The sequence below is a fragment of the Tropicibacter sp. Alg240-R139 genome (assembly GCF_900537075.1).
Taxonomy (GTDB): Bacteria; Pseudomonadota; Alphaproteobacteria; order Rhodobacterales; family Rhodobacteraceae; genus Falsiruegeria.
On record NZ_UNRA01000005.1, the window covers coordinates 217,859 to 235,792 of the forward strand.

Genomic DNA, 17,934 nt, shown 5'->3' on the forward strand with positions numbered 1-17,934 from the left:
CTCAGAACTTCAAAATGACTGATAAGACAATGACCACCATCAAAACGGTCGGAACCTCATTCATGAGGCGGTAGGTGCGCCCTGAGAGGGTATTAGTCCCCTCTTCCAGATTACGATGCTGGCTGAGCAACCAATGATGGAACCAGGTCATAGCCAAAACTGACGCGCCCTTGGTCCAGGGCCAGATCCATGACCAGTCGACGATCCCCGGCGTAAACACCATGATCAGGCCGCAGACCCAGGTCACGATCATCGCCGGTCGCATGATGATCTTCAAAAGCTTTTCTTGCATCATCAGAAAGATTTCTGGAGCGCCCTGAACTTTCTTAGCCTGTTCGACATGATGCACAAACAAACGGGGAAGATAGAAGAGGCCTGCCATCCACGAGATGACTGCCATGATGTGCAGTGATTTGACCCATGGGTAAATCGTGAACAGGAATTCGGTCATAGGCGTCTCGCGGAAGGGGTTCGGGCATACCTAATAAAAAAGAAAGAAAGAAAAAAGATTGATGGTTTAGTAGGTCGCCCAAAATCCGTGGATAAGTGATCTGTCCTGCGAGTTTTCCCCATGTGAAGAACGTGAAAACGACAGAGGCGGTTTCTTTCCACATGTCATTTTAAATACTGATGTTCAATCACTTAGGTTGGTAATAAACTGATTAACCTGGGGATAAGTTTCAGGGTAAGTTGGGATCAACAAGTTTTCCACGAGATCAGATTTATCCTTGTCCTGAAAGGATACAGTTGGAACGAATCAGAGATGTTTTCGGTGAAATCCCCGGGGTTGCGTGGCAAGCGGAAAGTCATACAAACCGTTCGAGAACACTCAAAGACTAGTCCAAGGGGTTATCCACATGACTGTCCCCATCGTCCTCGCATCTGGCTCTACCATCCGGGCGCAGCTGCTACGCAATGCCAATGTCCCGTTTGAGATCAATGTGCCTCGGGTTGATGAAGATACTGTTAAAAATGCACTGATTGCAGAAGAGGCCCCACCACGGGATATCGCTGACGCCCTAGCGGAGCTCAAAGCACGTAAGATCAGCCTGAAGACGCCGGGCGCGATGGTTCTGGGCTGTGATCAGGTTTTGGACTTTCAAGGTCGGCTGTTGTCCAAGCCGACCACGCCCCAGGATGCATTTGATCAGCTCACGGCAATGCGGGGCCAACGCCACATGTTGTTGTCGGCCGCAGTCATTTATGAAAACGGCGAACCGATCTGGCGCCATGTGGGTCAGGTGCGATTGCGGATGCGGGTCAGTTCGGATGCCTATCTTAAATCCTACGTCGAACGGAACTGGGACAGCATCCGCCATGCGGTTGGGGCCTACAAACTCGAAGAAGAAGGTGTACGCTTGTTCACAAGCATTGACGGAGACTATTTTAACGTTTTGGGTATGCCCTTGTTAGAGCTGCTCAATTTCCTGACGTTGCGGGGGGTGATCGAACAATGACGAACACACGAATTCCTTTGGCCGGGGTGATCGGACATCCGATAGCGCATTCCAAATCTCCTCGATTACACGGGCATTGGCTGAAAACCTATGGCATCGCCGGGCATTACACCCCTATGGACGTCGCACCCCAAGATCTGGAAACGGTTCTGCGCACCTTGCCAAAGGCTGGCTTTGTGGGTGTCAACGTTACGGTTCCGCACAAAGAGGCAGTGATGGCCATCGCTGACCAGATTACGGATCGCGCGACGCTGATTGGGGCGGCAAACACATTGATCTTCCGCGAGGACGGTAAGATTCACGCCGATAACACCGATGGCTATGGATTCATGGAAAACCTGCACAGCGGCGCGCCTGATTGGGATCCTAAATCTGGGCCCGCTTTGGTGCTTGGTGCCGGTGGCGCATCCCGCGCAGTTATCTCGGCCCTGCTTGAAGCGGGCGTGCCCGAGATCTTTTTGTCAAACCGCACCCGTGTCCGCGCCGATAAACTGCGCGATGATTTTGGCAAGCGGGTGCGGGTGATCGATTGGGTGCAGGCCGGCAATGTGGTCGAAGACGCTGATCTGGTGGTGAACACAACCTCGCTTGGAATGGTTGGCAATTCCGATCTGCGCGTCCCGATGGATGGGCTTAAGAAGACAGCAGTAGTTACTGATCTTGTTTATGCGCCGCTCAAAACCCGGCTGCTGCAGACGGCAGAAGAGGCGGGTTGCACCACTGTCGACGGTTTGGGCATGTTGCTCCATCAAGCGGTTCCTGGTTTTGAACGGTGGTTTGGCGAACGGCCCAAGGTCGACAGCGCCACACGCGCGGCGGCCCTGCGATGAGCTTTCTTCTGGGGCTGACCGGCTCTATCGGGATGGGCAAAAGCACGACGGCACAGCTGTTTGCAGAAATGGGCTGTGCCGTTTGGGATGCGGATGCGGCAGTTCACAGGCTTTATGCGCCCGGCGGCGCAGCGGTCGAACCGATGCAGGCGGCATTTCCGGACGCTATTGTGGACGGTGCGGTTATCCGCGATGCGCTGCGTCAGGTCATTCAGGCTGATCCAACCGCGTTGAAGCAGATCGAACAGATCGTGCATCCACTGGTTGGGCAGGATCGCGAACAGTTTAAGGCCGACACGGATGCTGACATTCTGGTATTCGATGTGCCGTTGATGTTTGAAACAGGTGGCAATGCCGCAATGGATGCGGTGGCTTGTGTCTCGGTTCCGGCCGAGGTTCAACAAGAGCGCGTGATGGCACGTGGTACGATGACGTTGGAGCAATTCCAGCAGATTCGCTCCAAGCAGATGCCGAACGATGAAAAATGTGAGCGGTCCGATTTTGTGATCCTGACCGACACGCTGGACCACGCGCGCCAACAGGTGCAGGCTGTGGTGGATCAGATCAGAGCAGGGCTAAGCGATGCGTGAAATCGTTCTGGATACGGAAACCACTGGGTTTGATCCCGAAAGCGGCGACCGGATTGTTGAAATCGGTGCAATTGAACTGTGGAACCACTTGGCAACTGGCGAAACGTATCACCAATACATCAACCCCGAACGCTCTATGCCGCTTGAGGCGTTTGGTGTTCATGGGATTGGTCCCGACCTGTTGGAATCGCCACAACAGCCCGGCCCAGGTGCTGTGACGCTGCGCGACAAACCAGTGTTTGCCAAGGTTGGTCAGGCCTTTCGTGATTTTATTGGCGATTCCAAGTTGGTGATCCACAACGCGGCCTTTGACATCAAGTTCCTGAACGCTGAACTGCGTTGGATGGGCTTGCCGGAAATCCCATGGGAACAGGCGCTGGACACACTGGCCATCGCGCGCAAAAAATTCCCCGGCTCGCCGGCCTCGCTGGATGCACTGTGCCGACGCTTTGCCATCGACAACACTTCACGAACGTTGCACGGCGCTTTGCTCGACTCCGAAATTCTGGCCGAAGTGTATCTGGAGCTAATTGGCGGCAAACAGCCCGACTTTGGCTTGTCTCAGACGCAAGGTGGCGCTGGTGGCGCATCTGCAGACGACTGGCGCCCGACCGCACGTCCCAACCCCCTACCCGCGCGTGTCACGGAGAAAGAGCAAGAAGCCCATCAGGCCTTTGTCGATAGTTTAGGGGATGATGCGATGTGGAAACGCGCCTGAAGGTCGACCCCAGGCGCGTAATCCGAAATCAGGCGTCGGCCTGCTGTTCTTTTTGTGCGGCCTGTAGGCGGGCTAATTCGTTGCGATACAGCGCAACAAAGTCAATGGTGTCCAGGTTCAACGGCGGATAGCCACCATCGCGGGTCACGTCGCTGACGATGCGGCGCAGGAACGGGAACAGCATGCGGGGGCATTCGATCAGCAGGAACGGATGCAATTGATCCTCGGCCACGCCTTCGACGTGGAAGATGCCGCAGTAATCAATCTCGAACACAAACAGGGTTTCACCCAGTTCCTTGGCCTTGGATTCGATGTTCAGTTTGATCGCCACTTCGTACTGGTGATCGGTTGAACGTTTCTTGGCGTCCAGGTTCACCTGAACGTTGACGTCCGGCTGAACGTCGCCCGATGCGCCCTTTTGGGCCATCACGTTTTCAAACGACAGATCGCGGATGAACTGTCCCAGAACACGCATCTGAACTTGGGGGGGTTGCTGCTGTTGGTTGCCTTCGGCGGCGCCGTTTTCGGCCATGGATTTGCTCCGTGAAAATCAAATTCGACACTGCTTAGCAGCTTGCCCTTATCACCTCAATGGCGGTCCGGCCCTTCGACCCAGCCCGATGGTTGGGCATTTGGGTCACGCGGTTTGCCGACCTCTTCGTATTCGCCATCAATGACGTCACCCGGGTTGCCAGCGTGGTGTGCGCCATGTCCGCGATCAAAGCCGGAATGCATGTTCTGAAACCGGGGGTCGGCGCCCATTTGAAAACTTGAGACAGTTACCTTGGACCGTAGATAGCGAAACACCCCAACCCGGACCCCAGGGACCAGCAGGGCAAAACCGATCGCGTCGGTGAAAAAACCGGGGGTCAGCAACAGCGCGCCCGAAAATAAGATCATTGCCCCATGCGCCAGTGGCTCGGTCGGGTCATCCAGATTGGAAAAGGCCCCCTGTAGCTGTCCCATCGCCATGCGACCTTGTGTCCGCACCAGCCAAGTGCCCAAAACCGCCGTAAGCACGACAATCGCAAGGGTTGGCCATAGCCCGATTAGGCCGCCTACTTGGATGAATAAGGCTATTTCGATGATCGGAACCAGCAAAAAGGCCAGAAACAGGTACATTTAGGTTATCCTTTCTCATAGGCTGAATGGTGGACTTGCACCGTACTGTCCCCTACATAGTGGCCTGAGGCCTTGCTTACAAAGCCTCTTGCCTGAAACGAGGAAGAAATGAACTCACCCTTGATCCAGCTTTTGGTATTGGCCGGCATCGCCGTTTTTCTCATTCTGCGTTTGCGCAGTGTCCTGGGTACGCGTGAAGGTTTTGAAAAACCCCCCGTGCCGCAACAACCCAATGGTCGCGCGCAACGCGACTTTGAAGTGATCGAAGGCGGCCCGGACCGGGACATCACTGATCACGTTGCCGAAGATAGCCCGCAGGCGCAGGAATTGACCGCGATGAAGCGGATCGAGCCCGGTTTTTCGGTCACCGATTTTGTCCAGGGCTCGCGTGGCGCGTACGAGATGATTGTCATGGGGTTTGAACGCGGCGATCTGAATGACATCCAGCCTTTCCTGGCCGAAGATGTGTTCGACACTTTTGTCAGCGTCGTGTCCGACCGCGAGGACCAAGGCCTGAAGATCGAGGCGGAATTTGTCGGGGTGCGCGAGACTACGCTGGTGGATGCCAAGTTCGACAAAGACACACAACTGGCCGAGATTTCCATGCGATTTGTCGCTGAATTGACGTCGGTTGTGCGTGACCGCGGCGGTGACATTATTGAGGGCAACGCCAATACCATCAAACGCCAAAAGGATACGTGGACGTTTGCCCGCACTATGGGCACCGATGATCCGAACTGGCTGCTTGTCGCCACGGACGCATGATTGCAGCGCTGCGGTCGGTATTTCTGGTGTGTGCCGTTATGACCGCAGAAGGTTCTGCTGCGGGCAACGGGTTCGAAGTCACGTATACTGTCGCCTCTTTTGACGATCTCGATGGATGGGCCGCAGATGATCACGCTGCGGCCTTTGACACGTTCCTCAACACGTGCATTGATTTCGATGATCCTGATTGGAAATCGCTTTGTGCGGTGGCGCAGACTCATTCACCCGAAACAGCGCGGTCATTCTTTGAGCTGTTCTTTCGCCCGGTTCTGATCCAGGACGGAAATGACGCGATGTTCACCGGGTATTTCGAACCCGAACTCGAAGGGTCTCGCGTACCGACCAGTCGGTTTCGCTATCCGGTCTACAAAATGCCGGCCGAGGCGAAGGCGTCTAACCCCTGGCTAAGCCGACGTGAGATCCTGACGAGCGGCGTGATGGATAACCGCGGGTTGGAAATTGCCTGGGTCGATGACCCGGTCGAATTGTTCTTCTTGCAGATCCAAGGATCGGGGCGCATCCGCCTGACCAATGGTTCGACCCTTAGGGTTGGGTATGGCGGAGCCAATGGGCACAACTACCGATCTATTGGCGTCGAGCTGGTGCGCCGCGGCGTTTACAGCGCACATCAGGTCAGCGCGCAGGTGATCAAGAACTGGGTACGCCGCAACCCGGCGGCCGGGGTCGAGCTGCTGCTGCACAATCCCAGCTACGTCTTTTTTCGCGAGGTACGGCGCGTGTCGTCAGCCGATGGTCCTTTGGGTGCGATGAACCGGTCGGTGACGGCGATGCGCTCGATTGCGGTTGATCCGGCCTATACGCCGTTGGGCGCACCGGTTTGGGTGGAAAAAGACGGGGCAGGTAAACTGCGTCGCTTGATGATTGCTCAGGACACTGGATCAGCCATCAAGGGTGCACAGCGGGCCGATATCTTCTTTGGCACCGGGGACGCCGCCGGACAGGCCGCCGGCAGGTTGCGCGATCCGGGTCGGATGTTGGTTCTGTTGCCGATTCAGAGAGCCTATGCACTGTTGCCGGATGGATTCTGATGGCCCGGCGCAGATTGTCAAAAGAAGAGGTCGACCTGTGGAACAAGGTTGTTGAAAAGGCAGATCGCCTGAACCCAGATCACGTCGAAGAGAGCCACGCCACTTCATTGCCCAAACCAAGGCCCGCCAAAGAACTGTTTGAGCCGTTGCCTGTGTTTTCGGTGGGCGAGAGAGCTGGGGGAAAACCTGCGCGCAACAACTTGAAGCCGTCGGTGACACAACATCTGTCCAAGATGCCCGTACAGATGGACAATAAGGCCTATGGCCGAATGAAACGCGGTAAGCTCAAACCCGAAGGAAGGCTCGACCTGCATGGAATGCGGGTGGACTCTGCCCACCCTGCGCTGACCCGCTTTATCTTGTCGTCGCAGGCCTCGGGCAAGCGGTTGGTTCTGGTGATCACCGGCAAGGGCAAAGATCGCGATGAACCCGGCCCCATTCCAACCCCGCGCGGGGTGCTACGCAATCAGGTGCCGCAGTGGCTGTCGTTGCCGCCTCTGTCCAAAGTGGTGATGCAGGTCACGCCCGCGCATCTGTCCCATGGTGGTGAGGGCGCATACTACGTCTATCTGCGTCGACTGCGTTAAAGCGTTCTGGCGGCGCGTTTGACGCCCCATGCGGTCAGCACGTTTACTGCGATGAAATAGACCGCAACGCCGATAAGCTGATTGTCGAATCCTACGCCAAGGTCGATCAGCGCCCCGGTGATAGCGGGACCAATAGCAGATCCCAGAACCATGACAGCTGTGGCCAAAGCTTTGATCGCTCCGATGTGTGCGGTGCCATAGAAGTCCGCCCAGAATGCCGGAATCAAAGTCGCAATTGCGCCGCTAGTCAGGCCTAGAAACACAAACCCTGCTAGCGCATCAGGCAGGGACTTGCCCAAGGCGAAGCATAAGAATCCAGCGACAAAGGGCAGCATGTAATAGGACATCAACCGCGATGTGCCGAACCTGTCCAACGCCCAGCCAGTCGTCAGCATCGCCGCAATTCCTGCGACGGTATAGACCGGGAACAAGGACACCAGTTGGATATGAGACCAACCTTTGATGTCTGCCAGATGAACTTGGTGAAAGAACAGCGCAGTCACAAAGGCCGATGGTCCCAAGATCGCAGGGATCAAGACCCAAAACAACGGATGCCGCAGTGCTTGGCCCCGCGTCCAATGACGCCCCTCCATCCCGGTGCTGGAATTGCTTTTGGCCAGGCTTTGCGGTGTCCGCTCATGCCGGAGCAACAAGATCAACGCTGGTATACCCAAAGCACAAATGCCGGCGCTGATGATCCACAAGGTTTGCCAATGGATATGGAGCATTGCAGTGACGAAGATGAGCGGTAGCAGCGCCTCACCAACTGCAAACCCCAATGTCGCGATAGAAAGCGCCCGTCCGCGTGTGGCCGTAAACCATCTCGCCATGGCAACCATCGCAAGATGGCTGCTCATCCCCTGTCCAAAGAACCGCAGTAGAAAGACGCTGAACGGCAGGGCCCAGACCCATGTGTTCAACCCCATGACCAAACAGGCGATAACCAGTCCGGTCAAAATCAGTGGCCCCAACAGGCGCACGCGAAAGAAATCTGTTGCGACACCAGCCCAGACCATAACACCCGCAGATACCATGGTACCCAGTGAATACAGGCCACCCCATTCTCCATGGCTCAGATCGAATGCCTCGCGAATTTCGCCGGCAAAGACCGAGATGAAAAAGGTCTGGCCGAAGCTGGATAAAAACGTCAGCACGCCACCCGCAGCCAGCCACCGGGCGTTCAGCGTCAAAAACTCCAGCGCGGATTGTAGTTTCACCGGTCGTAATTCCCGGTGAACCCACCCTGATCCAGTACGATTTCACGCGCGTGGTCAGGTGTCGGATCGGCGCCCTCGGGTAAGAAAAAATCCAAGTTGCCTGGGTCGGAGTCAAAAGTGCTGTCCATCGCCCGAACGGATTGTAGCATCGCTATCAGCGTCGGTGATGTCCCCGCCACCAAGTGCGAAGATTGGGCATCCCCCGCAAAAGCTGTTGTATCCACAACACTAATCGGCAAGTCCGCAACCGCCGCGATTGAAGAGATGTTTCCCAACCGCTGCGCGTCTGAATTTCCACGCAAGCGGCCCGAAATGTTCAATGCTCTGTCTTTCTCGGAAACCACCACGACAAACGGCTGCGGCACTTTCTTTAGGCTGCCCATTTGTGATTTGAACAGATCCACGTCGATATCCGGGGACAGCAACACAACGCCGCTTAGATTTCGGTCCGCCCAGCCGGGTTCGCGAATGTCGGCTTGTCGCAACATCTCCATCGTTAAGACGGACCCGATGGAATGCGCAACGATAAAGATGTTGTCGACACCGGTCGACTTGAGCTTTTGAATAACGCTTTCCAACCCATCGCGTGCGAACAGAACACTGTCATAGTCATAGGCATACCCAAAGGGTTTGCCGCGGCTGGGCCAGGAATAGATGACCATGGCGCCTGGTAGTTGAATGTCATGGGACAATTGTGCCGCGCGAAAGGCGGTTTCAGTCTGGGTCGAATTATACCCATGCACAAAGATGGTGACATCGCGTGAGGGCACGCCTTCTTGCCGGATTTTCTGGTTCAGGCGTTTGGAAAAAGCATCCAGGTTGTTGAATTCCTCTCTCGCGGCCAGGGTGAATTGTTTGTTTGGGTTTGGGTTAGCATAGGCAAAATCCAATGATCCCGGAGTGCGCGACAGAGGGATGGAAACGGTCAGTTCCAGCAAGCTAAGAGTTTCAGAGCGGCGATGGGCAAAGCTGCCATCAGCTTCTCTAGTACGCGAGGTTGCGGCGAACACAGTCTTGGGTGTGCCCACGTCCAACGCGCTGGGCACAACCGGGGAATAGCTGCGATCGGTGCAGGTTGCGAGAAACAGCCCGAAAAACAAAAACAAAAAAATCCGCACGCCGGATGCTCCTTAAACGAACGGTACAACGCTAACGGTTTTTTGACTGGCGTCTAGAGAACGTAGCGGCTGACATCCGTGGATTGCGCCAGTGCGCCCACGTTTTCCTGAACAAACCCCGCGTCCACCGTCACCGCGTCGCCCGAGCGGTCGGGGGCAGTGAACGACAGCTCTTCGAACACGCGTTCCATAATGGTGTACAGCCGCCGTGCACCGATGTTTTCAACAGACTGATTTACGTCAGCAGCAATCTTGGCCAGTGCCGCGATGCCATCGTCGGTGAAGGTGACCGTGACTTCTTCGGTTCCCATCAAGGCGGTGTACTGGCGGGTCAGTGCGTTGTCCGTCTCGGTCAGGATGCGCACGAAATCTTCTTCGGTCAGGGCACGCAGTTCCACGCGGATCGGCAAGCGACCCTGAAGTTCCGGCAACAGGTCCGAGGGCTTGGCGATGTGGAACGCACCAGATGCGATGAACAGGATGTGGTCAGTTTTGACGGGACCATGCTTGGTCGACACGGTGGTGCCTTCGATCAGGGGCAGCAGATCGCGTTGTACACCTTCGCGGCTGACGTCGCCGCCGCGCGCTTCCGTGCGGGCGCAGACTTTGTCGATTTCGTCCAGAAAGACGATGCCGTTCTGTTCAACCGATTCCAAAGCGATACGGGTCACGGTTTCATCATCCAACAGCTTGTCGGCCTCTTCGCCGATCAGCACCTCATAGCTTTCGGAAACCGTCATCTTCTTTCGGGTCGTGCGACCGCCAAGGGCTTTACCGAACATGTCGCCCAGGTTCATCATGCCCATGTTGCCACCAGGCTGACCCGGAATTTCAAACATCGACATCGGATTCGAGGAATCAGACAGTTCCAGCTCGATCTCGGTGTCGTCTAGCTCACCTGATTTCAGCTTCTTGCGGAACATTTCGCGCGTGCCTTCGCGCGCGTCAGTGCCGGCGATGGCCTCGATCACGCGATCTTCTGCGGCCTTGTAGGCGCGCGCTTTGACGTCTTCACGCATGTACTCACGGGTCTGTGCGATCGCAGAATCTACCAGATCACGAACGATTTGCTCGACATCCCGACCGACATAGCCGACTTCGGTGAACTTTGTCGCCTCGATCTTGATGAAAGGTGCACGGGCCAGTTTGGCCAGACGGCGGCTGATCTCGGTCTTGCCGACGCCGGTGGGGCCAATCATCAGAATGTTCTTGGGATAAACCTCGTCGCGCAGATCATCGGACAGCTGTTTGCGCCGCCAACGGTTGCGCAGGGCCACGGCGACCGCCCGTTTGGCGTCCTTCTGGCCGATGATGAAACGGTCCAGTTCAGAAACAATCTCGCGCGGGGTCAGGTCGGTCATGGTCACTCTATCCATTAGGTCATCGGGGAACCTAAGCATGGGCGCGGAAAACACAAGCCGATCATGCGCCGTTCACGCCAAAACACGCGCGAAACACGTGTGATCAGGGGCGCGTGAGTTCCTCTTACAAACGCCGCCCGATTGCTCAAATGTCAGCCCAAGGCAATGACGCCTATGAATTCCAAAAGAGGTCCCCACTCATGATGAACCGTCGTTCTTTGTTCCTGGCCGCAGCCGCATCCGGTATGGCACTGACAATCGCAAGCACCGGTGCCGCACTGGCTGGTGGTGCCAAGGGCACGTTTACCGGTCTCAGCAATCACGTGACATCGGGTGCGGTCAAAGTGGTCAAGGATGGCGATCGCTACATCGTCGAACTGGGTGATGACTTTTCGCTGGATGGTGGCCCCGACCCGCGCGTCGCGTTCGGCAAAGATGGCAAGTACGACCCGGACACCAAGCTGGGCGCGCTGCTGAACCTGACGGGCAAACAACAATACGCTGTGCCGCCCACAATGGACGTGTCCAAGTTTAACGAAGTCTACATCTGGTGCGAGGTTGCAGGCGTGCCGCTGGGTGTCGCCAAGATCAATTAAGTTAGAAAACAAACTACCGCAGAGGCCGATTTTTCGGCCTCTGTCATGCTGTTAGGTGACAATGCGCCTGTCTGTTACACTCGCCCGAGCAAATTGGATTCAGGGTGGATTTCATGACGAAGATTGCCAAGATAACTTTGTTGTTTGTGGTTTTTGTCGACCTGATTGGGCAAGGGCTGGTCTTTCCAATCATCAACTCGTTGATAATGGAAAAAAATTCTGGATTCTTGCCGCAAAACACCCCCATTGGGCAGCGCCACGTGTACTATGGGCTGGTGATCGGATGCTTCTTTTTATCCTGGTTTCTGGGCGTTGTGTATGTGTCCAAGGTTTCGGACTCCATTGGGCGTAAGAATGCATTGCTGGTCTGTCTGGGTGGGGCGTTGGCCGGATACGCCATCACAATCATCGCACTGTATCTCAACAGTCTTGTTTTGCTGATCCTGGGTCGGTCGATCACCGGGTTCACAGCGGGTAACCAGCCGATTGCCCAGGCGGCGATGATTGATGGCAGCACCGACGCAGCAGATCGTGATCGTAATATGGGCTACATCATCACAGGAGTCAGCTTTGGTCTTGTTGGTGGCCCAATCATTGGTGCGGTTCTGTCTGACTCTGCCTTGCTAGGCAGTGCTGCAACGCTACGAACCCCGTTTTATGGGGCGTTTGTTCTGGTCATGATCGCCATTTTTCTTGTGTCCTTTTATTTCAAGGACACCCGCACCGAACGCACGCCCTTCGTGTTTCGCCCTCGCGACATCACTGACAGTTTGATCGCCGTTCGCGCGTATCCGATGGTTTTGAAAATCCTGCCCGTCTATGCGCTATTCATGATTGCCAACGTTACATTCTATGTATTTGTCGACAACTTCCTGACCAGTGCCTGGGGCTACGGAGTGATTGGCGGCAGTATGGCGATGGTGGTTATTGGGGTCGCACTGGCGTTTTCCAGCACGTTCCTCGTGAAACCGGCACAAGAGCGGTTCAGCAAACACTCCATCATCCGAGCTTCGCTTGTGTTGATGGTGATTTGCGGAATTGCTTTCGCCTTTAGCCCCAATGGAGTCTTAAGTTACGTCCCGGTGTTCTTTTTCTATTTTTTCTTCGGTGTCTCGTACCCGACCATATTGGGTGTGTTCTCTTCCAGCGTAAGCGAGGCAGATCAGGGGTGGGTCATGGGCGTTACCACGGCGGTGTTTTGCCTTGCGGGTGGAGTGATGTCCCTGATCGGCGGCGGATTGATGAGCGTGGACATTCGCCTACCCTACTACATCGTTGTCCTCTCAGCCCTTTTGGGGCTGATCGGAATGTATCGAAGCTGGAAAGGAAAAGAGATCGCGGCCCTGCTGGCCTAGATCTTTTCGATCGTCAGTCTACCGTTGGTGTAGACGCAGATGTCTGCCGCGATCGCCATGGCATCACGGGCCACCGCTTCGGCGTCCTTGTCGCTGTCCATCATCGCGCGCGCGGCTGCGAGTGCGAAATTGCCGCCCGACCCGATGGCCGCGACGTTGTGTTCAGGTTCCAGAACGTCCCCGGCCCCAGTGATCACGAACATGTCTTTGCCGTCAGTCACGATCAGCATCGCTTCGAGTTTTTGCAGGTATTTGTCGGTGCGCCAGTCCTTGGCCAGTTCAACGCTTGCGCGCGCTAGCTGTCCGGGGGTTGCTTCCAGTTTGGTTTCCAAGCGCTCCAACAAGGTGAATGCATCCGCAGTGGAACCGGCGAAACCGCAGACCACATCAAACCCGCCCGGAGATAGACGGCGCACCTTGCGTGCCGTGCCTTTGATGACGGTCTGACCCAGGCTCACCTGCCCGTCACCCGCGATCACGACCTCATCGCCTTTTTTCACGCCGATGATGGTTGTTCCGTGCCAACCGGGGAATTGATCGTCTGCCATGGGTGCCTCCAGCATCTGAGTTGCGATCTATATGGGCTGCGCGGGCAGCAGAGGCAACGGGGCATCGTGCCTACTGCAATTCCCGTTCCGCTTAAAAATGCAGTTTTCACCCCGATTTTGTGCCGTTTCGCTATGCATTGGACGCAAATCGGGGCTGTTGACTCAACAATTGTAGGACTCAGCTGACGGTACTACATGAGGCTTACAACCGACACAGGGTCGGCTGGTTTCAAAAAAAGGAAGTGCATCATGGCAACCGTCGCTAACACAAATGTGCCTTTCGGAGCAGTCGCAACTCTCCGTGTGGTCAACGCATTCGTATCCGTCAAAGAGTCCGTCACCGAATGGAACGAGGCCCGCATCACTCGCAAAGCACTGTCCAACCTGTCGGACGACATGCTGAGCGATATTGGCCTGAACCGCTCCGAGATCGCCAACTTCTGATCTCGCGTCGCGTTTGACGGAAAAAGCCGCCCCATCCCTCGGGGGCGGCTTTTTCATTTCTAGAGTTTGCTCTGAACCGACCCTGTTGCATGGATCATGACTAAGGCGAATTTTCCCCTCCATCGTCACTCCAGACGATGCTTTCATACGCCGCACGACCGATAGCCTATTTTCATTGGCCAATCTGGGCATCGACCGGTGCCCATGTCGCAGAAAACGTTGGGAAAACTATGAGGTTCCGATCCGTGCCGCACTGCCGTCGAGGGTGTAAAACAGACACCACTTTTGAAACCTGAAAACTTCAGGGAAGAGACCAAAGCCTTCTTAAAACATCGAAAGCCAGAGTTTACAGGAAGACAATCACTACTGAGAGAGTTGGGCCGTTTGCCTGGTTTTCATCAACTAGCCTCTTTCGATATACCGCGCATAAGGATGTCGGCTACCTGTTCAGAATTCATTTTGTGAAGGCGATCAGAAATAGATGCTTGATCGAAGGCGGCGTTGAGCACGAACCGATTGGCATAAAACCCTTCGGCCGCATGTACGGCTGTAAAATAGAACGACATCGGGTCGACTTTTCTAAAAAGACCCGATTGATAACCCTCTTTCAGTATCTGTTCCTGTGCTCGGGCTAAGGGGGCAATGAGTTCGGTTGAGATTTTGATAACGCGTTCTTCGGTTGCGTCACGTGTGAGAGCCTGCGTCAGCCGATTGAGATAGGGAATCTCGTGGTACATATTCAAAAGGCCGATCAGATGCCCGCGCATCTTTTCTCTCGGGTCTAGGCCCGGTCTCTCTAAGAAATTGAAAAATAAATCTTTTCCGGCACTCAAATCTCTTTCCAACACGGCATAGAGCAGCCCCTCTTTGCTGCCGAAATAGTACTTGATCAAAGCGGCGTTCATTCCGGCCTCTCGCGAGACCTCACTGAAAGTGAAGTCGATGGAATCCTTGTCACACATCAGCCGGGACACGGCTGCAATCAGCTCGTTTTTGGCAGTCTTGCCTTTGTTTCCAACCGGTCTGGAGCCTGTTTCGGTATTCGTCATTTCGCTTTCTCGTTGAATTTCCGGCTCTGCCACAGTCGGGTGGGAATCCTTGGCAATCAGTCATAAGCGAACGACTTATCGGGGTTCAACCCTTTAACTAACGAATTAAGTAAGGTGTCTGACGGAGCTCCCTCAATTGCCTCAGTCCACGTTCCGGCCCTGGCAATTGAGCCTTTTACTTACTCCAGGTCAGGACATTCCCGGCGCGGAGTGCGTTGATCTGAGGTTGGGAATACCCGAGCGTTGTCAGAATGGAGTCGGTTGTGGAACCTTGACCAACCGGAGCGGTTGGTGATCGGGAACCCGAGCGCGAAAACCGGGGGGCCGGCCGTGCTTGCATGACACCGTCGATCTCGGATAACACGCCGCGTGCGGCATTTTGCGGGTGATCCATGACTTCATCAAATGTGAGAACCGGTGCGACGCACGCGTCGGTTCCATCAAAGATTTCCTGCCGCTCGTCCCGCGTCTCCGAGGCAAAAATGCCCTCGTAAACCTTGTGCTTGGCCGGCCAGGTTTCTGCATCGTTCTGGCTCGCAAGTTCAGAGGTATCGAGACCCATCCCTTTGATGAGCTGGGCAAAGAATTGCGGTTCCAATGGGCCAACCGAGACGTATTTGTCGTCTTTCGTTCGATAGGCCCGATAAGACGGTGCTCCACCGTCAAGCAAATTTGAAGATCGCCTGTTTTGCCACGTTCCATTCGCAAGAAACCCATGGAACATGCTCATCATGGCGGAAACACCATCGACCATGCTGACATCGACGACCTGCCCTTTTCCAGAGGTTAGACGTTCGATGTAAGCTGACAAAAGGCCAAAAACCATAAACATCGTGCCACCGCCATAGTCTGCCACGAGGTTCAAAGGGGGCACGGCAGGTTGATTGGCTTGGCCCATTGCGCCTAGGGCACCGGTCAGGGACAAATAATTGATGTCGTGGCCTGCGGTATGCGCCAAGGGCCCGGTTTGTCCCCAGCCTGTCATCCTGCAATAGATTACATGCTCGTCCAGATCTTTGGGGCCAAGCGAAAGTTTTTCCGTTACGCCGGGCCGAAATCTTTCAATCACAATGCTTGCGTCATTGATAAGATTTCGAGTGATTTTCACGCCTTCGGGTGATTTCAGGTTAACAGCGATGGATTGTTTGCCGCGGCGGTTCAGTTCTGTCTTGTCGGCAGGATATGAAGCACGAACAACGACGATTACCTGTGCCCCGAGGTCCGCCAGTAACTGGCCTGCCAGCGGCCCGGGACCAATTCCGGCCATTTAAATTTTCGTCAGTCCTGCAAGTGGGCCTAACATGTCCTAATCCTCAGCTGTTCGTCCATCGAGGCGCCCGTTTTTCAACAAACGCGGCGACGCCTTCCTTGGCGTCATTTGTTTCGAGCAGCTTGTGAAAAAGAGGCAAATTTGCGGGAAAAGCTGCAACCAACCCCCCTTCTTCCTCCAGACGGTTCAGGATGCGCAAACTTGCGCTGACGGCCTGAGGCGAAGCCAAAGTGATTTCGGTTGCCAGGTCGCGGGCGGCATCCATAGCGGTCTGACCTTCGGCCGCGATCGAGTTGATAACGCCAAGTTCCAAAGCGCGCGCGACATCGAAGTGTAGTCTGGTCAGAATAAGTTCCATCGCGGCCTTTCGCCCAATCTGGCCGGCCAATCGCATGACACCGCCACCTGCGGCAAACAACCCAACCCGAACTTCGGGAAGTGCGAACTTTGCGTGGGGCGCGGCGACGTTCAGATCGCAGGCCAGGGCAATTTCAAGGCCGCCTCCCATGGCAATACCGTTTACTGCAGCGATAATGGGTTTGGCCCTATCAAACCGATTGCAAAGCGCTCCGAAACCATTTGGTCCGGGGAGAATATCACCGCCTTCATTGGTAGCTTTCAAGTCGTTTCCGGAACAAAAGGTCTTGTCGCCAGCGCCTGTAATGATGGCCACCCAGAGCGAAGGGTCATTTTCGTAAGCATCGAACACCGTTTCCAGTTCGCGGTGGGCAGGGCCGAAAAGAGCGTTGTACGAACCCGGACGGTTAATCGTCACCTCAAATATTGGTCCATTTCTGTCGACTAGAATGTGGTCAAAGGCGTGTGCGAACACGTCAATCTGAGCATCCGCTTTTGGGGCCTGAGGTGCATTCATTGGATTGCCCTTGTCGATGATGTTTAGGTCAAAACGTTCGCTTAATAGGCACTTGGCGTATCGGTGCAGTGCTTTGGTGACGTCGAATTCAAATTCACATGACGTGAAGAGTTGTGGTGGTGGGCTCTGGTGAATTTGACCGTGCCTGCCACCAACGTTGTCTTAGCGAGGTGCCATGCGGATCGCGCCATCCAAACGCACGTCTTCACCGTTGAAATACCCGTTGCGGCACATCTCAAGAGCCAAAGAAGCGTATTCCGGCGGCGCACCCAAACGAGCGGGGTGGGGCACCTGCGCACCAAGCGCTTGGCGCACGTTTTCGGGAGCGCTGGCCAACAACGGTGTGTCGAAAATGCCCGGAAGGATCGTGTTTAACCGGATCAATTCCGACGAAAGGTCGCGGGCGATCGGTAAGGTCATACCCACAACTGCGGCTTTGGTTGCGGAATATGCGACTTGACCAACCTGCCCGTCTTCAGCGGCCACGGAGGCGGTATTAACGATAACACCACGTTCGCCTTCCACGGGGTTAAGCATCAGCATTCCGGCGGCGGATTTCACCGTGCAGAGGAATGTCCCAATTTGGTTGACGTTGACGATGCGGATGTATTCGCTAAACGGAAACTCTCGGACTTCACTGGTTTTGCGGTCCCGACCCACGGTCTTCATCGCGTTGCCGATGCCCGCACAATTGAACAGAATGCGCTCTTGTCCATTAGCTTTACGGGCCTTGGCGAAACCGGCCACTACGCTGGCTTCATCTGACACGTTCACTTTGCAAAATACGCCACCAAGTTCGGCAGCTAATGCTTCACCAAGGTCTTCGTTAAGGTCAAACAGGGCGACTTTGACTCCTTGATCTGCCAATGCTCGGGCTGTCGCTGCCCCGAGACCGGATGCACCCCCGGTGATGACTGCCGAAACGGAACTGTTCAATTGCATGGTTTTACCTTGTCCTTTGGATTTTCGTCTGCGAACCGGAAA

21 protein-coding genes are annotated in these 17,934 nt (G+C 55.2%); 10 read left to right on the top strand and 11 right to left on the bottom strand.

Translation table 11 applies throughout. The annotated features are described in order from the left end of the window. Window position 1: 1 nt before the first annotated feature. Window positions 2-451, bottom strand: a complete 450-nt coding sequence (locus tag G6R15_RS18720; RefSeq protein WP_164661498.1) for a CopD family protein — start codon at window positions 449-451, stop codon at window positions 2-4. Window positions 452-857: 406 nt separating this feature from the next. On the opposite strand from G6R15_RS18720, the gene G6R15_RS18725 reads away from it, so the two are divergent. From G6R15_RS18725 to dnaQ, 4 genes are read left to right on the top strand one after another with little or no spacing between them, the layout of a single operon-like run. Next, the gene (locus G6R15_RS18725) at window positions 858-1,457 is read left to right on the top strand and encodes a nucleoside triphosphate pyrophosphatase (RefSeq protein ID WP_164661499.1); all 600 of its coding nucleotides are present in this window, start codon (window positions 858-860) and stop codon (window positions 1,455-1,457) included. Next, on the top strand, window positions 1,454-2,287 hold the full coding sequence (locus G6R15_RS18730; protein ID WP_164661500.1) for a shikimate dehydrogenase: 834 nt from the start codon (window positions 1,454-1,456) through the stop codon (window positions 2,285-2,287). The genes G6R15_RS18725 and G6R15_RS18730 overlap by 4 nt, the downstream gene beginning before the upstream one ends. Then, window positions 2,284-2,877, top strand: a complete 594-nt coding sequence (gene coaE / locus G6R15_RS18735; RefSeq protein ID WP_164661501.1) for a dephospho-CoA kinase — start codon at window positions 2,284-2,286, stop codon at window positions 2,875-2,877. The genes G6R15_RS18730 and coaE overlap by 4 nt, the downstream gene beginning before the upstream one ends. After that, window positions 2,870-3,595: a DNA polymerase III subunit epsilon gene (gene dnaQ / locus G6R15_RS18740; RefSeq protein ID WP_164661502.1), complete on the top strand. Its 726-nt coding sequence runs from the start codon at window positions 2,870-2,872 to the stop codon at window positions 3,593-3,595. Before coaE ends, dnaQ begins: the two co-directional genes overlap by 8 nt. Window positions 3,596-3,623: 28 nt before the next feature. On the opposite strand, the gene secB is transcribed toward dnaQ, so the two are convergent. Both secB and G6R15_RS18750 read right to left on the bottom strand, forming a co-directional pair. Continuing rightward, a complete protein-coding gene (gene secB, locus G6R15_RS18745; RefSeq protein ID WP_164661503.1) occupies window positions 3,624-4,127 on the bottom strand; it encodes a protein-export chaperone SecB in 504 nt (167 codons plus the stop codon). 56 nt (window positions 4,128-4,183) lie between these two features. Then, the gene (locus tag G6R15_RS18750; RefSeq protein ID WP_164661504.1) at window positions 4,184-4,717 is read right to left on the bottom strand and encodes an FxsA family protein; all 534 of its coding nucleotides are present in this window, start codon (window positions 4,715-4,717) and stop codon (window positions 4,184-4,186) included. Between the two features lie 108 nt (window positions 4,718-4,825). On the opposite strand from G6R15_RS18750, the gene G6R15_RS18755 reads away from it, so the two are divergent. The 3 genes from G6R15_RS18755 to G6R15_RS18765 are packed head-to-tail and all read left to right on the top strand — an operon-like array spanning window position 4,826 to window position 7,118. Continuing rightward, a complete protein-coding gene (locus G6R15_RS18755) occupies window positions 4,826-5,482 on the top strand; it encodes a Tim44/TimA family putative adaptor protein (RefSeq protein WP_164661505.1) in 657 nt (218 codons plus the stop codon). Next, complete coding sequence (locus tag G6R15_RS18760) at window positions 5,479-6,531, top strand: murein transglycosylase A (RefSeq protein WP_164661506.1); 1,053 nt, start codon at window positions 5,479-5,481, stop codon at window positions 6,529-6,531. The genes G6R15_RS18755 and G6R15_RS18760 overlap by 4 nt, the downstream gene beginning before the upstream one ends. Next, window positions 6,531-7,118 (top strand): Smr/MutS family protein, encoded by a 588-nt coding sequence (locus G6R15_RS18765; protein WP_164661507.1) that lies wholly within the window; start codon window positions 6,531-6,533, stop codon window positions 7,116-7,118. Before G6R15_RS18760 ends, G6R15_RS18765 begins: the two co-directional genes overlap by 1 nt. On the opposite strand, the gene G6R15_RS18770 is transcribed toward G6R15_RS18765, so the two are convergent. The 3 genes from G6R15_RS18770 to hslU are packed head-to-tail and all read right to left on the bottom strand — an operon-like array spanning window position 7,115 to window position 10,814. Continuing rightward, entirely contained in the window at window positions 7,115-8,335 is a 1,221-nt protein-coding gene (locus tag G6R15_RS18770) for an MFS transporter (protein WP_164661508.1), read from the bottom strand. The genes G6R15_RS18765 and G6R15_RS18770 overlap by 4 nt on opposite strands. Beyond that, on the bottom strand, window positions 8,332-9,453 hold the full coding sequence (locus G6R15_RS18775; RefSeq protein ID WP_240336808.1) for an alpha/beta hydrolase: 1,122 nt from the start codon (window positions 9,451-9,453) through the stop codon (window positions 8,332-8,334). Before G6R15_RS18775 ends, G6R15_RS18770 begins: the two co-directional genes overlap by 4 nt. 53 nt (window positions 9,454-9,506) lie before the next feature. Next, complete coding sequence (gene hslU / locus G6R15_RS18780; RefSeq protein ID WP_164661509.1) at window positions 9,507-10,814, bottom strand: ATP-dependent protease ATPase subunit HslU; 1,308 nt, start codon at window positions 10,812-10,814, stop codon at window positions 9,507-9,509. Between the two features lie 203 nt (window positions 10,815-11,017). On the opposite strand from hslU, the gene G6R15_RS18785 reads away from it, so the two are divergent. Together G6R15_RS18785 and G6R15_RS18790 are read left to right on the top strand one after the other, a co-directional pair. Next, window positions 11,018-11,410, top strand: coding sequence for a DM13 domain-containing protein (locus G6R15_RS18785; protein WP_240336809.1), 393 nt, complete (start codon window positions 11,018-11,020; stop codon window positions 11,408-11,410). 113 nt (window positions 11,411-11,523) lie between these two features. Continuing rightward, window positions 11,524-12,765, top strand: a complete 1,242-nt coding sequence (locus tag G6R15_RS18790) for an MFS transporter (protein WP_164661511.1) — start codon at window positions 11,524-11,526, stop codon at window positions 12,763-12,765. On the opposite strand, the gene hslV is transcribed toward G6R15_RS18790, so the two are convergent. Continuing rightward, a complete protein-coding gene (gene hslV / locus G6R15_RS18795; RefSeq protein ID WP_164661512.1) occupies window positions 12,762-13,313 on the bottom strand; it encodes an ATP-dependent protease subunit HslV in 552 nt (183 codons plus the stop codon). The two genes, G6R15_RS18790 and hslV, sit on opposite strands and share 4 nt — an antisense overlap. Window positions 13,314-13,562: 249 nt before the next feature. Between hslV and G6R15_RS18800 the strand changes: the two genes are divergently transcribed. After that, window positions 13,563-13,757 carry a DUF1127 domain-containing protein gene (locus G6R15_RS18800; protein ID WP_164661513.1) on the top strand — a complete coding sequence of 65 codons (195 nt, stop codon included), beginning with the start codon at window positions 13,563-13,565 and terminating at the stop codon, window positions 13,755-13,757. 398 nt (window positions 13,758-14,155) lie between these two features. Here G6R15_RS18800 and G6R15_RS18805 read toward each other — a convergent pair whose 3' ends face one another. The 4 genes from G6R15_RS18805 to G6R15_RS18820 all read right to left on the bottom strand — a co-directional run bounded on the left by G6R15_RS18805 (window position 14,156) and on the right by G6R15_RS18820 (window position 17,892). Beyond that, window positions 14,156-14,806, bottom strand: coding sequence for a TetR family transcriptional regulator (locus G6R15_RS18805; RefSeq protein ID WP_164661514.1), 651 nt, complete (start codon window positions 14,804-14,806; stop codon window positions 14,156-14,158). 175 nt (window positions 14,807-14,981) lie between these two features. Next, window positions 14,982-16,073 (bottom strand): CaiB/BaiF CoA-transferase family protein, encoded by a 1,092-nt coding sequence (locus G6R15_RS18810; protein ID WP_240336810.1) that lies wholly within the window; start codon window positions 16,071-16,073, stop codon window positions 14,982-14,984. A 46-nt stretch (window positions 16,074-16,119) separates the two neighbouring features. Further along, entirely contained in the window at window positions 16,120-16,950 is an 831-nt protein-coding gene (locus G6R15_RS18815; RefSeq protein WP_164661515.1) for an enoyl-CoA hydratase-related protein, read from the bottom strand. Between the two features lie 162 nt (window positions 16,951-17,112). Then, window positions 17,113-17,892, bottom strand: a complete 780-nt coding sequence (locus tag G6R15_RS18820; protein WP_164661516.1) for an SDR family NAD(P)-dependent oxidoreductase — start codon at window positions 17,890-17,892, stop codon at window positions 17,113-17,115. Window positions 17,893-17,934: the final 42 nt, after the last annotated feature.